Genomic DNA, 20,636 nt, shown 5'->3' on the forward strand with positions numbered 1-20,636 from the left:
CATGAAACAACAACGACAAAAACTTATACCAATTTCTTTGCTAATTTTCACGGTTGTCATGGGTATCGTAGTGGACGGTGCGTTAGGACAGTCGGGGTCGCCAGGTGCTGAATGCGGAAAGCTGGGTCCCGATCTCTCGACACGTGAGATCGATAGCGGCGCTTCGCATTGCTATCTATTGGATCTTGAAAAAGACAACTTTGTCCGCGTTCGAGTGGAGCAGAGAGGTGTCGACTTAAACCTCACGCTCGCTGATTCAAGAGGAAAGATCGTTTCGCAAATTGATAGCCCGAACGGCTACTACGGTCAGGAAATTCTTAATGCAATTGTGCCCTCGACGGACGTCTACCGGCTCGAGATTAAAACCGACGACTCTAAACCGAAGGGCAAGTACACGATTCTTCGCGAAGTTCTTCGACCGGCCACCGAAAACGATCGAAAACTGATCGCGGGTATTGCGACGTTTTTGCAGGCCCAAAAGGCCGAATCACCACAAATCGCGTTGGAACTATACAGAGAGGCACTAACCGCGTTTAGGGCGGCTCAGGATAAGTTTCAGGAAGGAATGGCTTTGACTTACATGGGAGCCATTTTATTAAATGCGGGACGCTTTGACGAGGCCCTCGCACATTTTGAACCGGCCGTAGCGATCTTTACAACCGACTATGTGTATGAGCGAGCCGACGCGCTTCAAGGGGTTGCGAAAAGTAATTTGCGACTGAGCCAACTCGCGAAAGCTCTGGAGAGTTTTCAGGAAGCTCTGTCCCTATTCCAATCCATTCAATATTTGCAGGCTGAAGCCCAAACACTTTCCAATATCGGTCTTGTTTACCTGGAATCCGCCCGAAAACAGCAAGCTCTTAAAAACTTCGAGAGAGCTTTAGAAATTGCGAAAATAAACGGGTTTATAGAAGACGAGGCGGCTTATTACAATAATATTGGCCGTGCCTACGATGATCTAGGCAATTTACCGAAGGCCGGGGAGAATTTCGCCCTTGCGCTGAAACGAACCAATAACAACCAGGAACGAGGTTACGTGCTTCTGAGTTTAGGCAAGACATCCTTTGATTCAGGCGACCCTCGTCAAGCCCTTGCAGAATTTGAGGAGGCTCGAAAGCTCTTTATCAAAGCGGCGGATCGATTTGGAGAAACGGCGGTCATCAACGCGCTCGGCAGGGCTCATTCGCAATTGGACAACAAAGATCAGGCCAAAGAAATGTACTATCTTGCCTTGCGGCAATACCGCCAGTTTGGCCACATGCGCGGCGAGGCGATCACGTTTGGCAATCTTATGGCGGTCTGGCAATCGCTCGGAAATCGCCGTCTGGCTATCTTTTTCGGCAAACAATCCATAAATGCTCATCAGAAAGTTCGGGCCTCGGCCCGTCAGATCAACGATGAGTCGCAAAGGACTTTTACGGCAAATGTGGCAGATACCTATCGAATGCTGGCAGCACTGCTACTAGAGGAAGAGCGCATCGACGAAGCTCAGGAAGTCTTGGGACTGCTCAAGCAGGAAGAGTTCAGTCGCTTTACGCGATCTTCATCAAGTTCAAGCCCGGTGTTGCAAATCGGTTTCTTCGGTCAAGAGGTAACGGCTTCGCGTGAGTATGATGAGTTGCACGACCGATTCTCGCGTTTTAACCGACAGGCACTCACTCTTCGACGCGAGAGTGCCGCCCTGGCGCGCAGCGGTCAGACAGTGTCAGCTGAAAAAGAGTCCGAGTTGCGAAAATTGCAGAGTGATTTGACTGAAATTGACAGCCGGTTCGTCGAATTGCTCAAGAGCTTTGCAGGTAGGTTTACGGCACAGGCCGCGACCAAGAGTGATGCCCCCGTTCTCTTGGCGCGTTCCTGGCAGAAAAGATTATCCGACCTTGAGCCCGGAACTGTACTTTTGTCGACTCTGCTTATAAAAGACAGATATTATGCGATCCTTACAACTTCCGACTCGCAAACTGTTCACAGTGTGAAGGTTGACAGACCACTACTTGAGGAGAAAATTACCCGATATCGTCGCAACCTGGAAGACCCGCAAACCTTAAGTGATTACCTGGGTCTTTCGCAGCAGCTCTACCAGGAGTTGATAAGACCGGTCGCGGATGACCTGGAACGGTTGAGCGCGAAAACGCTGCTGCTTTCGCTTGACGGAGAACTTCGCTACGTGCCGTTTGCTACACTCCACGACGGGAAAAGATTCCTAGTCGAAAAATACGCAACCAATGTAGTGGCGCTCGCTCAGCCCCCAATAAGGGGAAAGAAAGGTCCGGAAACGTGGCGAGCTCTGGGAGCGGGCGTTTCCAACGACCCCTCCGACCCGTTGCCGAGAGTCCCGGCCGAACTGAATTTCGTCGTCCGGAATGAAGTCGTACGGGGAGATCGAAAAGGTTCATTTCCCGGTAAAAGGTTGCTCGACAAAGATTTCTCGACAGCAAATCTTGTTGCCGAGCTTGCAAAAAGGCCGGATCTGGTACATATCGCCTCACACTTTAGCCTCAGTTCCGGCGATGAGAGTTCCTATCTATTGCTGGGCAATGGCGAACGATTAAACCTAAGTGCTTTGCGCGATGAAAAGGATACTCGTTTTGATATGAGCAGCGTGGAATTGCTCACGCTTTCGGCCTGTGAAACCGGGTCAAAGGAAACGAACGATGCGAACGGCGTCGAAATTGAAAACCTGAGCGTAATTGTTCAAAAGCGTGGGGCAAAGGCCGTAATCGCAACACTTTGGCTCGTATCAGATGATAGTGCCCCCGAATTTATGCGTGAGTTCTATCGCCGTTATAAAACGGCTCGTGGCACTCTTTCGAAGGCCCAAGCGTTGCGAGCGGCCCAGGCGGCGATGTTGAAGAATTCAAAGTACAGCCATCCGGCACACTGGGGAGCTTTTATAGGCATGGGCGACCTGTGATCGGCATCCGATTCTGCCCAAGGCAACTTTAGAATGATCGTATTGATACTGGATTGCATACAAGAAGCTAAATAATATTATTGGCGAAACGCCAAAGGAAGGAGATACCTTATGACCAAACGATTTTCGCGATTAGTCGCCTATTTACTCGCACTTATGGTTACTTTCGGGATTTTAGCAACAGTTTCGCTGGCTCAATGGCCAATTACCATACGCGGACTACCCAAAAAAACCAAAGATTTCAACAAGCCTCCGGACATAAGGGAATTTCAACCGCCCACCAACGGCGAATATCGGGCAAATCCGACATTTTTTGCGACCCGGAACGATGATGAACGGTGTCAGGCGATCGATCTATGGTTGTCGTCAATTCGGCACATAGCCTCTCAGTCAGCTTCGTATAGTGGAGCATATTACCGGCGCAACGGCGAAGAACTTGATATGGCGCGAGTCAACGTGCAGGACGTTCAAAACTTCGCGACGGTCTATTTTCGCAATATATTGGGAAAGAGCTTGCCCGAAATGTCTGAAGATGACATGGAAAAGGTCGGAAGGGCTCTTGATAAATGCTCGCATCAGCGGTGGGTTGTGGGGAGTCTCGAAAATCCGTTTCGCTATCCGGTACAAATGCGGAATTGGATTGCAAAATTCGAGGAAATTGAACAGTCAATAAAGAAGGAGAAACTGGACGCACAAAGAGAGATTTATCGTGAACAAGATCAGAAGCTTGCTCAGGAAACTGGTTACCCAATTGCCGAGCTACTAAAGGGCACAAATGCGTTTCGACTCCACGCGGCATTCTTGAACAATGGTTACACGGATTGGTGTTCACCCACCGAACGCCAGGCAGTTACTGCACTGATCCACAACGTAGACGAAAACGTTGCTATTCAAAATAATGAGACGTATTGGAGAAATTTTGAAAGCGAAATTCTGCCGGCAATACGTGCAAAGTGCCCCGAAGCCGAAAAAATATATGTCCTGAACTACGTCTGGAACTATTTTATCGACTACGACCGGAACCTGGTTAGCACACCGGCAAACAGGCCGACATCCAGTGACGCACTCAATATTGCTGTCTATTCCGGTGGCGAAGGCGAGGAGGGACAGAAGGGGTGGATCAATGGCGATTCTATGGCGAAACTTGGCGGTTCAACTTCCGGTCGAACTCCGCGAGCCGCTTCGTTTCGTGAATCCCACAGCCAGGCAGGCAATGAAAATTTAGTCAACATATCCAGTGTACGTAGATTCCTCGTCGCTAGTCAGGCGAGACTAGATGAAGAGGCAAGAATTCGTCGAGAGAAGGAGGCAGCCGCTGAAGCCGCCCGCCAATCAGAGATCGATCGCAAGGTTAAAGCTAGGCGTGCAATGCTTGCACATGGCGGTTTTTCCACAAAGGGGCTGAAACATGAAGAGTTGTTTGCAAATATATTTCTGGGCGATTTTGAGGCCCTACCTTTTAAGAGGGATGAATTGAGTTTTAGTACATTGTTGGGTGCTTATTTGCAATCCTTTGCTGAATCTTGTTCCACTGCCTTACCAAACAATAAAGTCGAAATGACCAGACAGGTGTGTGCTACGGAACGCGTAACCAGAAATGGATGGGGTGTGGAAATTGGTAGGAGCTGTGTCGAATGGCGTACAGAAGGAACTGGGCTTTTCGCCGATCCGGCAATGTATTCAGCAAAATCATCGGTGGATAGAGCTCAAGCTGCGAAAATCCTCAATCCTAAATCTGGCGGCGGAATTCTTGGCGGGATTCTAGAAGGCCTGGTCGACCTAACTAGTGGAAAAACTCTAAATGATATGGGGAACGCAATAGATGTCTCAAGTGATGTTGCGCCGATGGTTAGAATGAATGTCTGCACAGGTCCCGGTCTGAAGAGGTTTCAGGAGAATTTAAGGCGGTTCGCGATAAATGAGCGCCCATTGGAGGGTGCCTTGACGTCTGAGCGAACACAGACGTCGCCCGCTAAAACTAAACTGGAAAAGCCGCAGGCGGATATTCAAAAATCCAAATCTACGCGGCGACGGTCGAACTAGGAAGTTTCGTCCGAAGATGTAACCCACGGCAATAAGGATTTACCTAACATTTCGCCGAAAATAAGAAGGATCCCCAACTCATGTAGGGGATCCTTCTTATCAAATATGCTGGTTGCAATATGTCGATCTTGTTTTAACCGTTACTCTAGACCATTTTCAACGTTCTTGACCGAATTAGCCATTTGATCATCGTTCGGAAAAGCTTCCGGCAAAATTCACATCCGCCGCACCTAAAAGCCCGCATCCCCGCGTTGACAAGATGCCATTATCAAATTGCAGGTTTAAGAACGCCATATTCACATATTGTTGCAACGATTGGAGATGCTCTAAGGAAACGGCGGCTTGATCAGGGGTTGACCATAAAGAATGTAGGCGAACAACTCAAAGTCAACGAGGCAACCATACATAATTGGGAGACAAACCGGCGAACAGTGCAGTTGCGCTTCCTAGGACGAGTTTGTGACTTTCTAGGGGTGTGTCCCTGCGACGTTCTACTGCCAATGGGAGTTCGGTTGAAAGAAAGGAGAGTATACGCCGGGATCACAAGAAAAGTACTGGCGCAAATACTTAAGGTCGATGGACACACAATTTCTGCATGGGAAGAGTCTAATCAAGCGCCGACAGCAGCAAATATTGAAAAAATATTGCAATTTCTGGACACATCAACGGCAAGGGTCCGCACATGAGATCAAGGTGTGTAGCCACGCGACACCTCCGGCAATTTCCCTGAATTGAAACCGACGGGGAACCGTTCGAGGTCGTGACAGACCTTTCCCCGAATCTCAAGCTGTTTCACAAATACCGAAACACTCGCCGCCTCCCATTGCCTGACCAAATTGTCTGCGCGCGTTCAGAAAACATTTTCGAAAGTTGGTAAAGGTTGGCTTGTTGGGGGAGTTCAATTGACGTTTGCAAAAACTCAGACTGAAAACTTTCCCTCTTACCCTCCTAATCCTAGCGGAATCTTAGACGCTCTTTAAGCTTATTGTGACCCTCGATAATTCTGGAAAATTGTAAACCCACTAACCGTCGCTGACCGTTTCGGCCACGGTGGAGCTAACGGACGCACTGACGTACTACGCCAACAATGCTAACCGCTCTACGCGCCTCCGATCTTGACCTACGCCGCTACTGCAACGAGTTGCGGTTTTGCACGATTGACCACCTAACGGCGCTAGCGGGACGCCACCGGCATGCCTTGCATCTGCGTCTGCAACAGCTAATTGCCGAGAAGTCTATTTACCGGATCAAGTTTCCAAGTCCGAACCGAAATCGTGTCTCCTCCACAAATCCATATGGTGGCATTTGTCCCTAAAGAAGATTGATCACACGCCTCATTGCTCCTTCGCTTGATCACGACACAGGTCGTATGAATCAATCCCTTGGACGAGTGCCCCAAAAGCTTCGAATTTCCAATCGAAACAGTCGCAAATTTGGCTAGTTTCTTTAGACGTTATCCAAATTGGCGACTGCATTGCTCTTCCCCTATGAACCGTGCTAACATCTCTGGCATCAATATTACATCGTCTTTTCGGCATATTCTCTATGCCTTTCTAAGCCGATTAGCGATCGGAAATAGAATAAGCGGATTCAAAAGATCCAGAGTATTTCAGACGTTCGGTTGGATGTCTTAAAGTAGTTTGACTTCTCGATGATCTGAATCTTGAGAATGCGAAAAACACCGTTCGAGGCTCACATATGGACGCACTAAGTAAACTGTTAACTGCCGATTTCATCCCGGGCGAGCTCGGATTTAACGAAGTGCTACTCGATGAAATCACCTACTCTGGGTACAAACGGGATCCTGACCTCGGTGATCCGCAGGGGGTGATAACTCTCTATAATCTTACTATCGAAGCGAAGCGGTTTGAACAACCACTATTTGGACTTGATCTCAAGTTGGTTTTCTTCGTTGATCATAGTGATCATCCGATTAGCATCGACGTCGTCTGTACGAGGGAGTGGCCCATCATCCAATATCTCAAGGATTTTAGCCTCGATGGGTTCACTTTCTCGCCCGAGGATTTTCTGAAAGTCTTTCTATTTTATTTTGGACACGAGACGCTTGATAAGTTTGTCGGTCGATTAATAGATGTTTACGCAACAGAAAAACAGATATATGAGGACTTTTATCAAAAGCTAGACCAAGCGTTCGAAGCTTTCAAGTCAAACGTAGTAGGGGCAGACCTGCTGATTGAGAAGATCCGTATGGAGCTGACTGTGATTCGAGATGAGGTGAGGACGCTCCTGGGCCCACCGGAAAGCCTTTCGATAAGGCGAATCTACGAAAAGTATGAGGATGATTATCCAGAAATTTTAGATGCGGTCACCGAAATTAAAGATGATATTGTCACCCTTAAGGACAATTTTCAGATCGATATTGACCTATTCTCGACTCTGGGAAGGTCAGCTATCGAAACGGTTAAAGACAGTGGGGACAAGCTGGCGGGGCTGTTGGAGCTCTTTGAGAAAGATCCCCATGATCTGGAAGAGGTCAAATCACTTCTCTTTCCTCAATTCAAAGTTGAAGTAGTAGACCCAGATCCAGTCGACATGTCGCTTGAGTTTTCTCGCACGCTCTTGTTGCCGATGGTACAGAATGGCAACGACTGGGTAATAGAAGAGGGCGAGGAGAACCAGGCGTCGATTCGGTTCGACGCCAAACGGATTGCATATAGTACAAAGACCGGATTTGATATTGAATTCCACAATCAAAACACTTTTAAGGTAAACAGATTTAGGTTAAAGGATATTGACATTGAATTTGAGTTTACCGATATCGTCCTTGATCTTAGTCGGGAGATCCAATCTAAAATCGCAAATATTCCGACGGACTTTATCGGCGCCTTTATCGAGGAAGCGGAGTTTTTCTTGCCACGCAAATGGTTCTCACGACCAGCAGATACTTCCGCTTTCCGATTGATTGGGAAGAACATTTTTATCGGAACAGGAGGATTGACTGGCACAGTTGGTATAGAGACACGAAACTTTAGCCTGTTGAATAACGATTCAACTTTAAAGGACGAACGAATTCTGAATATATCGGCAGGTCCCGATAATGTCATAAATGCTGGTGACACCATCACAATTGAAGGTCTCGTGCCCGCCGACGGCGATTATGAATTAAAAGGCGGAGGAACGATCGTCGTAAAGGACGGGAAACTTGCTGAATTCCTGCCGGCCGAAGCGTCCTTTGAGATCGGGTCCGGGCCTTCGAAATGGAAAGTAAATTTCAATGAATTTGACCTTAATATCTGGCAAAACGCCGTTCAAAGTTCGGAAATCAGCGGATCTTTGACTATTCCCAAATTCAAGGAAGAAGGCAGCACTACCGCAGACCTAAAGGTAGACATAAAGCTGTTCCTAGAAAATGACGGTGACTTTAAGATCACAACATCTCCCATGGATCGAAAAACGATCTGTTTTGGAGATGACGGCGAAGTATTCAAGCTGCACATCAAAACAATTGAGGCCGGGCGAGTAGGCGACAAGATCTATCTAGAAACTTCAGGTGATCTAGATTTCGGGAATAATGATGCACTAAAAGCGTATATCCAAAAGCCGATCGAGATCAAGAAACTTCGGATCTATAGCGACGGATCCTTTGACATCGACGGCGGTTCGATACCAATCCCTGCCGGGGTGCACCTAGATTTAGGCCCCGTCGAAGCAAATATCACAAATATAACTCTAGGAGCGGAGACCGTTGACAACTCTTCGCATGTCGGTATCAATTACAAATTTATTGGATTTGATTTCGGTCTGAGTACTGGCCCTGGCGGGCTTGACCTCCGCGGTGACGGTCTAAAACTTTACTTCAACGATACTGGCTCTGATATGTTTCTCAGAATTGCCGGAATCGGTGTCGACCTGACCATCCCCGGGACGGCATCTAAAGATGATGCAACACTGATTGTCAAAGGGTATCTCTCCATAAAAGATAACGAATATACGGGTGCAGTCTCGTTCAAATTGCCAAAGGTTAAAATCGCCGGCGGTGCGGCAATGAAAATCAAGCCAAGGGTGCCTGCATTTATCGTCGACGCCTCGCTTGAAATGTCGACACCTATTCCATTGGGAGCGACAGGTCTCGGTATCTATGGTTTTCGGGGTCTATTCGGACTCCACCATGTTGCCAGGTTAGAGGACGGAGCTCTCTCAAAACCGGAGAAGATGTTCGAGTTCTACACAACCGAGAAATGGAACAATCCTGATGGCGGTTCCAAGAAAGGAATACACCTAGGAAAGTTTTACGACCCAAGCGAAGAAGAGGGTAAGAATGCCGAGACACCCGTTTCGATAGGAGCGGGCGTAAGTTTAGCAACGGTGGCTGATGCCGGCAGAATGTTCTCGATGCAAGCATTCTTACTCCTATCCCTGCCTGATTTTTTAATGATAAGTGGCAAAGGCGATATATTGAGCGAGCAGCGCGTAGGCCTTACGGATTCGGAACCCCCATTTTTCGCCTATCTAGCACTTACCAAAGAATATGTCTCAATCGGTATGGGCGCGGATTATCGAGTTCAAAAGGGCGGCGGCGATCTACTGGAAATGCACGCTGAAGGTCAGATGGCGTTTTTTTTCCAGGATTCATCGGCCTGGTATGCCCATTTTGGAACAAAAGAGAGTCCGAACAGAGCCAGGATTCTCAAAAAAATCTTCGATCTGGACGCGTACGGCTATCTGATGATTTCTGTCTCTGGAATCCAGGCAGGTTGTGGTGTCAAGTTCAAACTGGATCGGAGTTATGGGCCGATCGCAGTAAACGTAAATGCGTTTGGCCAGTCCGATGCGATGCTCAGTTTTACGAGACCACAAGTTGGCGGCGGCATTGCATGTGGCGGAAGTATAAACGCGAGTGTATTCGGCGTAGGTTTCGGATTCGGATTAGGGGTTTATTTGTCAATGACGCTGCCCGAACCATTTAGGATTCGGGGAGCAGTAAGCATTTATCTTGAAATTGACTACTGGTTTGATACCTGGAGGGCGAGCTTATCTATCGATCTATCTTGGGAGCGGAATCAGAGCATTGACCAAGCCGAGATAAAAATAATAGAAGAGAAAGATCTGCCCGTAAATGGGTTTCACATCGGGTCAAAACGAATCTATGCGATGACCTGTTCAACCGAAGCACCTGGCATTGGGGATTTGAATAGCCTACCTATTGTGCCGCTCGATAGTTATATCGATATTCAGCTAAAAAAATCCGTAGATCCGTCAAAAGTATCTACAAAGATCGGCGGTATCATTGACGCCAGGCCGGGTCACAATATTGAGGCTGTTCCGCCAAACTTTCCCAACGGCAATATTCATCAGTTTGCGATCGAAGACATACGAATTAAGATCTGGAATGAGAGCGAAGGCGGATGGGGAAGAATCGATTACGATCCTTACGCGGCACTCTCGTCAGGTTCGTTCCTTCCTGGCTTTGACCCCGATCCAATAAAACAACCTCGACTCGCAAGTTGGCAGTTAAAGGGTCGCGAATACAATAATCTGCGGGTTCTGTCCAATCAGCCGCTTGCCTATTCAAATACGATTTCTGGTTCATTTATTCCGGAACAATCAGGAATCACCGGTTCCGGTCTGTTCTGTCCGGTGAATGATAAGCCGAAACGCTGTCTTACATTGAAACCGGCCGACGAAAAGGTTCTTTATCCCAAGAATAACTGGAACCCTTACGAGGCACTGTTGTTTTATACGTCAAAATATCCCTCAGAAGTCGTCGCGTTCATAAACAGCTTCAATATTCCGGTTTCCCTGCGAATAAATAATCGATCGAGCCTGGAAATCATATTTCCGGAGAAATGCCTTGAAGTAAGTGTCAAGATCTTTAGTTTTGCAGGGAAAGTAAAGCTATCGTTTTTCGATCTGCAAGAAGTTACCGTGGAAAGTGGCTCTTCAGAGTTGAGATATGTATTGGTTACGGATATCTATCTATCGCCTCCCGACTATTTATCACCGGTCGAGTATAACGGGATTTCCGTGGAAGACGGTATTAAGACTGAACGACCTATAAAGAAAATAATTGTCGAGCCCGTTGGCACCAATGGCGATGAAATCTTGCAGTTAGAGGACGAACTTCAAAAGGCGGAAATCGAAGCCAACGGGCAAACTACCAAAAAGATTCTTGAACTGAGGGGGAAGTTAGCGGAACTTCGATCGGTCATCTGCGGCAGAACGTACGCCGAATATCAATCAGACGAGCAACAGTCGAAAGTAAGGGCCTCATTATTACTCCAACTGGAAAGCGAATTGAGCGACCTAAATACTCGCGAAACGGAGGCGATACTAGGCCAAGACCACGATGGTTTGGAAAAAATACGTATAACAAAAGGCCTAATAGAAGCCCGATTTCTCCTTTTGAATACCGGCCCGATCTGGGACGACAGTACGGACCGATGTTCGACATATATCCACGAGATCTGCTATTTAACGCAGGAGGACTACTGGTTCAATCAATCAAATCCTTCCCCTGCCGTTGTCACGAGCGATGTCGACGCATTGGTAAATGCCGTTTCAAAGGTAATATCGCCAATTTGGCGACCTGACGAGACATATGCGGTCGAATTGGAAACGCTCGAAACGATAAACTGTGCAAGTCCTTTTCCGAAAAAAACCTATTATTTTGCTTTTAGAACCGCCGGTCCGATCGGACATTTTCCGGCTGACAAGGTGCCTGGTGAAACTCTAGCACCAACAGGACCGGATTCACTGCGCTACCCATCAAAGGTCGATTTAGCGGAAAACTCGTTGAAATTCTATATCGATTTTAATCGATCGTATCCAAATCCGAGCGGAAATATTATCAATGAGAAGCCTGCTTATTTTAAGGACTTCAAACTCTCGATCTTTTACACGGAGACATTTGTCTATCACTTCTTTAGCGACTGGAAGAGTTATTTGGGACTTGAAGAGCGATTTTCGTCCCTCGAGATCGAATTGCAAGATCCCGAGGATCAAAACGCCCCTATCTTGTCACCCGTCAACTGGATTAGAGACCCGGCGCCACTTACTTATACCGATATCAAAACGATAAACAATCTACGGGACCCAACGGCTATGAATCCGGATTATGCGGGTACACAAACCTGCTCTGTCTCAAAGGATCCTGTGATCCCGGCAAGCATGAGCACAGATACAGAAGGTCGCAACCTTCTGCCCTCAAAGCTATATAATGCGGTCCTTTATTCTACATATAAGAAGAATAAAGATGCCGAGTTATCGAGGAGGGTCGTCCACTCGTTCTCGTTCTTAACGTCGAGGTATTCGGATCTGATTCAACAGGTTAGTAATTATCAGGTCTTCAATTTGGACTTTGACCTTTTTGAACTAGACAGCCCGCTTGATCAGCTTGTTGAAGTCGTATCACACTTGGACGAAAAGAACGCAACAAAGCCCCATCTTATCCAGCACTTCACGGATCCTTTTCAGAGGATAGTATTTGGCTACCTGCGGCAAAAAGCGTTGCCAGCAGCAATGGCCACGGAAATAAATTTACTTTTTGATGAGAACGAGGCCGTTTTTGGCCTGTGGATTCGCAGTCCCGAACCTCTGAATGATCCTCGAATGCCGATTTTGGATTTAAATCGCACGGTGGTTCTTAAAGTGAATGGTATAGATGTCGATTCAGCCCCTCTGCATTCGACCGACAATACCGAAGTCCTGATAATTTCGAAAGAATTAAGCAGTTTGGGTGCTACCGCTTCTGCGGCAGCAAATAGCGCCATCCTTCTCTTTCGTGATTTACGCTGGAACGGAAATGAGTATAACCAACACTCCAGTTTTACAACGGGGAATTTATTATCGTAAAAAGTGTTATCTACTAAATGGAGACCACAAATGCCACCTGAAGAAGAAGTCAATCTTACGACACTCATTCAATCACCATTTCTAAATCTGCGGACGGTTGGTTATGAACAGGACGGAAGCTGCGGCATCCTTTTGCGCTGGTTTCTGGCAGGAAAGCTCGGCGACCTCCATATTCCGCGAGGAAACGCGGAAATTGGAAGCCCGGCTGGCCCCCCGGATCAGGAAACGCTCGCCCCTTTTAACAAGAACGAAGACTTTGTAAAGATATGGCGAGTCCCATATACACTAAAACAATATCGGAAATTTGACTTCCTTTCGGACAATAAAACCGCAGACAATACGAATCGAACATGGATCTACCAGATTGACGATCAGGTGTTTTACCTGCGGTTCAAAGACCTTGCTCTCTATGATCATATCTTTGGTGAATTGCAAATCAGTCCCCTTGAGGCTCCGCGTGAATTTCTAGATCATTATAAGGGCTCGGTTCTTGAGCTGGAACTTTCCGGCCAACTTTCGTTTTCCACAAATTTCTTTCTCCCGGCGGGGCCGGATTTCAGGGTCCGACTCGAAACTTATTTTTCCGAACCGCTTCAATTTCCTATCCGGGATCGAAATGAAGTTCTAATCGGTAGAAAGACGATTGGACGATCGGGGCAAAACACCGATTTTCGCCTAGTGGCAGAAAATATTCGATTCATAAGGTTTGCGATCGACGAACTTCCTTTAGACGCTCGATTGATTATAGGTTTTGAGACCTACTCAGATGTCTTTAACGACTTCTCCGCGCTTTCTGAGGAATCAAGGAAGGTCTTGTTGGTAAGTGAGGAGTTTGCCTTGTCGGTTGACGATCAAGAAGTAGCAAAGAGATTCCAAGATCCTTCCAAAGCATTTATTGTTCATGACGCATGGTTGAAATTTATTGGCGACGCTCGAGTAAACGCGATCAACTATATCGGAAATTTATTGCCTAGCAGATGGGAAATGCGGGAGGGGCTAAGAGATGGGGTACGCGAGTATCTGGAATTGAGCAAGAGGGACGCGCGTGCCATGAAGACCTATAATGATAGGGTCGATCCAAGTCACCCCACGGCCATGAATGTCTCACTTCGGAATTTGCTCACGATCGCAGCAAACGATTTTCATGTGGCCAGAATGTTGGGACTTGGGCATATCGATGTATTAGAAAATTTAGACGATCAATTTATATACATCGCAGGTTATCGAACAGACGTCGGGTTCTTTTCGGAGTATGGAGCTTCGGAGAATTTTGATTCCCACCAAACCAATCATTTTTACCTTAGTCTGCCAACATCGGTAAAGGATGTGAGACCTCCGATCGCCTTGAAAATAAACATCGAGCACGGCAGCAAAATCGATTCAATCGAAATTACCGATAAGGATGGTTACATTCCGAATGAACGTGTTCGGCTGGTAAATGTGAAGACGTCGGTGGTGGTAGATTATTCGGAGTCAAAAGATTTCTTTATTCCAAAAACTGAGTTTCAAAGCAGTGAGCACTCTGTCCCTTTATTCGTTGGTCTCAAAAATCGAATTCCAACTGACGATGTCCCATTGCCAGAGTGGAACTCACCTGAACTTTCGCACGATTTGACTTTCAAGGACACAAGAGGCGTATTTGAACCGTTACCCTTGGTTTTGACCAAAACGAGCGTTGGGCCGACTTTTGTACACGTTATCAATGCGTCAGATACACCCATCGAAGACGACTTTAAAGAAACAAACGAATATACCGCATACTCTATCGATGTATTTTCACGCGCATCGGATCTTTCACCGATAGTTTCCGATAAAACAATCATCAAAAAACCTAATACCCTCAGACCGCCATCAAATGTCGCCGTCCAGTTGATACAGCGGGAAAATCCGTTGTTGCTAACGTCCAAAGACGAGCAGGACTGGCTGATGAAGATTCAGGATGGGATCCTGTGTCGGTTGACCTTCGAATATTCTTATAAGCACGACCGCAACTACAAATTCGCTGACCAGATTCACATCTTTCATAAAGAGAAACTTCCGCTCCGTGTTGTGGGATCAATTGTTTCGATAAAAACGATCACAGATACACAATTTACCGTCGCGACGGGTGACTTTTATTACGCAAGCAATGGTGAAAGGCTGGTCCCCGAGATAACCGAGAAGCAAGCGGCCAATTTCATCGGTGGGGTCTTTACCTATGACGGACAGAATTATTTTGTTGAGAAGGTCGAAAAGAGCGGCCCGTATCCCGAGATAACTCTCGGCAAGATTTTCACGGTCAATTCTATGCTAGTCCAAAATAGTCAATCGAATGACCAGAATTACAAAGCTGAACGAAAGGTTGTTATCGCGGATCCCAAACCGGGTAAGAGTTTTCTGCTTGTCGAAAATCTAGCTCCCTCAGAGAATTGGACCGAATCTACAGATAATAAATTTAACTTTGAGATTGGGCTGGGCCTTTCGACCTTTAGTAAATCTAAGGAGCGGTATGTTAACGATGAAAATAAAATCTGCGAGGAAGAACTAGAGGGTATATGGAAATCTGCGAAAATACGGGATATTGGTCACGGATATTACGAAATAGAATTTAACGGATATACCCTTCCCCATCACCCTGATTATAAGGACGACGTTGCCGACTGGCCAAGCGTTGATTGGTACCAAGGTTGTATCCGGGTACCGACTCTAGTCGCGGACACCCAAAGAAAAGAGCTTCAGGTTGCACAAATATTTGAAATCGGTTCGACGGACAAAAACCTAAGAATTTTAGCATTCGACCCGCAATTCGCTTCGGAAGGCCCTTCTAATATTGAAACAGGACAAGATATCTTGGTATATTTTCGACCCAACTATCGGGCCTATCTAAGACAAGACAATGCCATCGGCTTTAATCAAGATGGTCTCCTTCCAAGAGCCGATGAAGAACGGAGAATCTCATTGATCGGTCTTCAGTCAATAGACAGATTTCGTAACTACCGTTCTTCGATGAGTGTGCCAGCGGTTCTTGCGGCCCGAACGATTGTAAATCCAAAGAAACCCGAACGGCCCGAAGGTGCCGCATTTGCAAATCCACCCAATTTCTTTAATAAAGCAAACTACTCGTTTGTAACGAAATTTAAGGGCGAGCCTTGGGGACTAGTGTATTTTCGAATCGAAAGCAACCAAATACTGGCCTGTTTGTACGAGAAAGAGACTATTGAGAAAATCAGAGAAAATCTCCCGCCCGCTAATAAAGACCCATTTTTGGCCGCACGATGGCAGGATTTGTTGTCTTTTGATTATGCGAGCAATGATGGAAATTTTGCCGACTTCCCTTCCGAAGTTCCTCAGCAGTTCTATGGATTTCCGAACCCAGATAGACAACTTCCCGGCCCGGATCCTAATCATCCCGAAAAGGACCGCCCATTCACTGGAAATCAAAAGCCGTCAGAAATAAAGGACAAGATAAAAGAGGCGATCTTCTCAAATTTACTTCCGATTACCGAGCAACCCCTTATTTTTCGGCATATCAAGGATGGAACAAAAGGAAAAGACGGCGGTTATGTACCCCAACCGAATAGACAAACGATCACGGACCGGGATGGAAACCTGCTCGATCATGATGACCCCGCATTCGATCAGGCCCCGATGGCAAGTAAAACGGTTCAAAATAAAGTGACCGGCGGTATTGAATCACACGAATATCGAGTGCTTTTCACCGATTTTACCCTTGATGGAAATATGGGATCTGACACCCTCTATTTCTATCTAGTTAGAGAGCTAGGGAACCAACTTAAGTATGGAGAGCCAAGTGCATTTCTAGGACCTGTGAGACTTCTCAATACAAAGGCTCCAGCCAAATTGATCATAGAAGGATCAAAATCGAATTCGGCCTCTCCAAATGCCGGATCAAAAACATTCGTGGAGTTCGAGATCGTCAAGCCGTCAAAAAGCGAGGAATTAACCAAAATTCAAATGCTGCGTGTAGTAAATCGCAACGACGCGGAGGGCGGAATACGGACCATGACCATTGTCAAGGAATTGCCCGTTCCATCGGACGATAACCCCACAATAAAGATCGAAGATAGATTTGTAGATCTAAAAGAAATACCATTCGGAGACGAACTTTTCTACCGTTTTGTGGGCGTGCGCGAAATACAGTATTTAGACTTTAACGGTATTGCGAGAAATATGGAGGTGCTTTCCGATCCCACGGAAGTTTATGAAACGAAGGTATTTGACAATGCAGTTCCAGTGGCTCCTTCGCTCAATTTCGCGATCGATACCGGCAAGAAGATCATAATGATTTACGCGAAGAGAACGTGTCATAACGGAAAATACCAGCTTTTTGTCATGAACAATAACGTTTGGAGAAAATCTGACTCACAAAAGTGCCCCGATGATAGACGCGATCCGCGGCGACCAAATTACTATTCTGATCCAGTATTTACTTTCAACTATTCCTCCAAGGCATCGACGACTCATAATTTCAAATTCAGAGTTGAAGTAGTCAACTCATCCGGAATAATAAGTCGTAACATCGAAGTCCTCAACGTTGAGATCTAGGAATACCGCTCGGGCTGAAAGTGGTAAATATTAAGAGTTTGACAGTCAAAACCCGGAGCGAGATTGAAAGAAACATTAATTCATTGGGTGTACGTTTGTTCGTCATATATTATAAAATATGTGGGAGAGTTGAATGTGAACGAAAAGATCGAAGCCCATAACATTCTAATAAATTGCACTTTAAGGTAATTATTGTGGATTCCACCTGGTATATAGATTTGTTTAGAATTATCCTTTGTAGATCCACACCGAGAGTAAGGGAGGAAGAGAAATGAGTGAACCCGTTGATCCGTTTCTAAACCCAGTTTTGGCCGCAACAAGCGCGGGTACCACGAATGGAGGCAGATTTGGTTGTTCAAGGAATGGCGGAAACAGCTTTCACGATGGTACCGACCTGAAGGCGGATGTTGGCACGGCGTTCGTCTCGATTTATGCAGGGACCGTGCAAGCCATTCGCGACAATGTTCCGAATAATGTCAACACACCAAATAGCGTTGGAAATTACGTAATCATTCGAAGTAATCAGAAACAAGTTTCCATCAAATATTGTCACTTGAGTGAGGTATCGGTTCAACCAGGCCAGGCGGTTGCTGCTGGCCAAGAATTAGGGAAAACGGGCAAATCCGGGAATGCTTTCGACGATATTCAGGTTCCTGTGAAACATCTTCATATCGTGGTTTCGACTGACTACTTTTTGACCTCTACCAAGTATGTCGACCCCGAGCCTTTTTTGAAAACAAATTATGGCGCAAATCCAAATTCACCCGGGCCAGCTTGTCCATAACATGTGGGATGTCTAACGAGGTGCGATTAACACCGCTTAGGGGCCCACCAAGAGAAGCGGTTGAGGTATAACGTGCTAGTTAGATCTTTTTTTGGCTATATTCCAGGATCGTATTCCGTTATTTTGAAACCGTAATCCAATCCTTATCGTCCCGTTTATTCTCAGCCTGACTGCCGGTACAAGGTTTCGGGAAAGCGGCTCTACCAGTCTTCTCTCGACGTTCCAAAACAGCTTCTTGATACCCCGGACTTCCGAACTGCAAATATTGCATCGTGTCCTCGGTCCATGCCTGGGCATTGTCGATTAGCTGATCCGCAAACCCTCGCTTCAGCCAATCGTCCGTGACGCACTTTTTGATCGTACTCACTATTTTCTTAACTTCGTCTTTTGACAACTCTGTATAGTCTCGACCAAAAATGACGGCATCTAAGTTTATTGGGTCAAAAACATTCATGTTTGTATTGCTGATCCCAGTTCCTTCTCAGTTTGACGATAATCTCTGCCGCTTCGATTGAGGTTATGTTACTCGCGATCGTTAACTTGGTAATGGTAAATTCGTACAGAATCATGAAAGTATTTCTACTGATGAGGACTTTCGGCTTCTAACTTCCATAGACCTTTATTCACGCAAGAAAGTTGAAAACCTGGGTCTGTGGATTCAACAACTTAGGGACATGATCCCTATTCGAGAATGAGACTTGTCCTCGAAATGTCCGCGAAATTTTTGAGAGTTTAGATTGCCAGCCGCTCTCATCCGCGTATTCACTAACAGCGGGAGCTCCTTCTACCATCCAAAATAAAGGGACCCGGAGGAAGTTCCTGGCCATAGCCTATGGGAACCGCAAATATCGGATGCCTCCCCCCGATTGCTTCGAGACTGCTGAATGACAACATCATCCTTGGAATTGCAAGTCAGACCCAGTCCGCGTGCCCCGACGTAGATGCCGACCTTTCTATATCTTCGGTCATAGTAACGACCATAGGCGGTCAAACCCGCTGCATTATTCGACCCTGGGGTTCTAAAGCCCCCTAACTATTAACTTTCCGACATACCGATCATCAGCGGCTCGTTGAACCAATAGCGTTGCTGCAATGTCCGTCCACCGTCGTCGATCCGCATCGCTTCCGTTCTCACCCACAGTCAGACAGCCCGCACTGTACGTACCCACATGGAGGTAACGATTGAGAACGTCGGTGTCGTTGATGAAGAACCATGTCAACGCATAGGAGGTCAAATGCAAATAATTGGCGCCGTCTGGATGTGGGTAGTCAGCCTGGGAGAGAAGGTATTGGCCGTTAGGCAACTGATTGCTTGAATCGAATCCGGCGGCCACAACAACGTTTCCGGGGTTAACCGTTAACCTCTTGGTCCTATAATCGAATTCCAAGACGGCCCCGACATTGAATGCGACATCAACAAATCTTGATCGAGAATCCACGAGGGCAGTAACGTCCGCCTGTACGCCCTTATTAGGGGAATCCAAGATCGTGAATTTCTCACGACGGCCCGCACCCGTGCCGGTGAATGATATATCCTTTGCACGACAGTATTTTGAAACTGGGATGATCACACTATCTGACAGGCGTTTCACGCTCAACCAGTTGTCATTGCCAACCTCGGTCAAGGCTTTAGCGACGGTGGGAGCGCGAAATGATGGTTTCAAAACATCTCGATTGAAAACTTTTTTCACTAGGTTTGAGTTCATAGTTATTGATCAAACGGGCGTCTCTAAGTCGAGCAACCCATTCCCCCCCCCCCAATGCGTTGGAAGGCCAGCATCAAAAGCATTTCATTTGCAGGTCTTGTCAATTTCAAAGCATACGTGAGTTGGGTCTTCGCCGGCAGCTGCTTTACGCTGATCCAAATCGGTGAATGCGAGAGCCTGAGTTGGGTGTTTGCTTAACCTCAACCCTGGGGTAGTGCTCCAAGGTGGGGTAAGCGGCGTCTTCCGGCATGTACATTGATTACTCATACCAGAAGTTTTAACCGTCCAGTATTCGGTTGGCGGCGCCGTTGTCGTTTCGTTCGATTGGCTACAAGCAAGCAACAAAACGCACGGGACCATTAACGACAGCATACTCATTTTCATCTCTTTCCCCCAATCGCGATCTGTTTCCTTAAATGCCCAACAGCTGCATTTCGAAATGGCCTCAGGAAGCGCTTTAATGGCACTATTAATATTGTTGCACTAACGTTATTACAGGAGCAATCCACATCGCCACCTCTGTTTAGAATTTCCCAGTGAATGCTGACTGCCCTTCCGGCAACCGGCCACAGGTTATTCGATCACCGAAAAGGCATCACCGTCGTTACTCGGCAAGCCAGTCCCACCCATTGGTCCCAAACCTCTATTCCGCTCGATCTCTGATTGATGAAGATCGCTGCGTGTTGGCCTGTGGGTTCGGTCGGGAATAGCCGCTTTTAAAGGTCGCGATCGCCGTTCCTTTTGTTAGTTTCTCCCTCGCACTTTCACGCCTTCTTTCCAGAGCTGGTATGGGGAGCTCCAGACGATTTCTTTACATAAGCGACGCATTACCCGT

Annotated in this window: 8 protein-coding genes; 6 read left to right on the forward strand and 2 right to left on the reverse strand. The window is 46.7% G+C overall.

Annotated features, from left to right (window positions below; translation table 11 throughout):
• The first annotated feature begins 1 nt into the window (after position 1).
• The 6 genes from IPL32_03450 (at position 2) to IPL32_03475 (ending at position 18,095) form a co-directional block, all read left to right on the forward strand.
• The gene (locus tag IPL32_03450) at positions 2-2,911 is read left to right on the forward strand and encodes a CHAT domain-containing protein (protein ID MBK8464863.1); all 2,910 of its coding nucleotides are present in this window, start codon (positions 2-4) and stop codon (positions 2,909-2,911) included.
• A 111-nt stretch (positions 2,912-3,022) separates the two neighbouring features.
• Positions 3,023-4,954 (forward strand): hypothetical protein, encoded by a 1,932-nt coding sequence (locus tag IPL32_03455; protein MBK8464864.1) that lies wholly within the window; start codon positions 3,023-3,025, stop codon positions 4,952-4,954.
• Positions 4,955-5,136: 182 nt separating this feature from the next.
• Positions 5,137-5,640, forward strand: coding sequence for a helix-turn-helix transcriptional regulator (locus IPL32_03460; GenBank protein ID MBK8464865.1), 504 nt, complete (start codon positions 5,137-5,139; stop codon positions 5,638-5,640).
• Between the two features lie 1,012 nt (positions 5,641-6,652).
• A complete protein-coding gene (locus IPL32_03465; protein MBK8464866.1) occupies positions 6,653-12,766 on the forward strand; it encodes a hypothetical protein in 6,114 nt (2,037 codons plus the stop codon).
• 30 nt (positions 12,767-12,796) lie between these two features.
• Positions 12,797-17,311, forward strand: coding sequence for a hypothetical protein (locus tag IPL32_03470; protein ID MBK8464867.1), 4,515 nt, complete (start codon positions 12,797-12,799; stop codon positions 17,309-17,311).
• A 271-nt stretch (positions 17,312-17,582) separates the two neighbouring features.
• Positions 17,583-18,095, forward strand: coding sequence for a M23 family metallopeptidase (locus tag IPL32_03475; GenBank protein ID MBK8464868.1), 513 nt, complete (start codon positions 17,583-17,585; stop codon positions 18,093-18,095).
• A gap of 118 nt (positions 18,096-18,213) precedes the next feature.
• Here the strand turns inward: IPL32_03475 and IPL32_03480 are convergent, their stop codons facing one another.
• Both IPL32_03480 and IPL32_03485 read right to left on the reverse strand, forming a co-directional pair.
• The gene (locus IPL32_03480; GenBank protein MBK8464869.1) at positions 18,214-18,549 is read right to left on the reverse strand and encodes a hypothetical protein; all 336 of its coding nucleotides are present in this window, start codon (positions 18,547-18,549) and stop codon (positions 18,214-18,216) included.
• Positions 18,550-19,114: 565 nt separating this feature from the next.
• Positions 19,115-19,801, reverse strand: coding sequence for a hypothetical protein (locus IPL32_03485; protein MBK8464870.1), 687 nt, complete (start codon positions 19,799-19,801; stop codon positions 19,115-19,117).
• Between the last annotated feature and the right edge of the window lie 835 nt (positions 19,802-20,636).

Source organism: Chloracidobacterium sp. (assembly GCA_016711345.1).
Lineage (GTDB): Bacteria > Acidobacteriota > Blastocatellia > Pyrinomonadales > Pyrinomonadaceae > OLB17.

Excerpts from the sequence above, each read along its gene's own strand:
- IPL32_03450 (MBK8464863.1), top strand. The coding sequence starts at position 2 with ATGAAACAACAACGACAAAAACTTATACCAATTTCTTTGCTAATTTTC.
- IPL32_03455 (MBK8464864.1), top strand. The coding sequence starts at position 3,023 with ATGACCAAACGATTTTCGCGATTAGTCGCCTATTTACTCGCACTTATG.
- IPL32_03465 (MBK8464866.1), top strand. The coding sequence starts at position 6,653 with ATGGACGCACTAAGTAAACTGTTAACTGCCGATTTCATCCCGGGCGAG.
- IPL32_03470 (MBK8464867.1), top strand. The coding sequence starts at position 12,797 with ATGCCACCTGAAGAAGAAGTCAATCTTACGACACTCATTCAATCACCA.
- IPL32_03475 (MBK8464868.1), top strand. The coding sequence starts at position 17,583 with ATGAGTGAACCCGTTGATCCGTTTCTAAACCCAGTTTTGGCCGCAACA.
- IPL32_03480 (MBK8464869.1), bottom strand. The coding sequence starts at position 18,549 with ATGAATGTTTTTGACCCAATAAACTTAGATGCCGTCATTTTTGGTCGA.
- IPL32_03485 (MBK8464870.1), bottom strand. The coding sequence starts at position 19,801 with ATGAACTCAAACCTAGTGAAAAAAGTTTTCAATCGAGATGTTTTGAAA.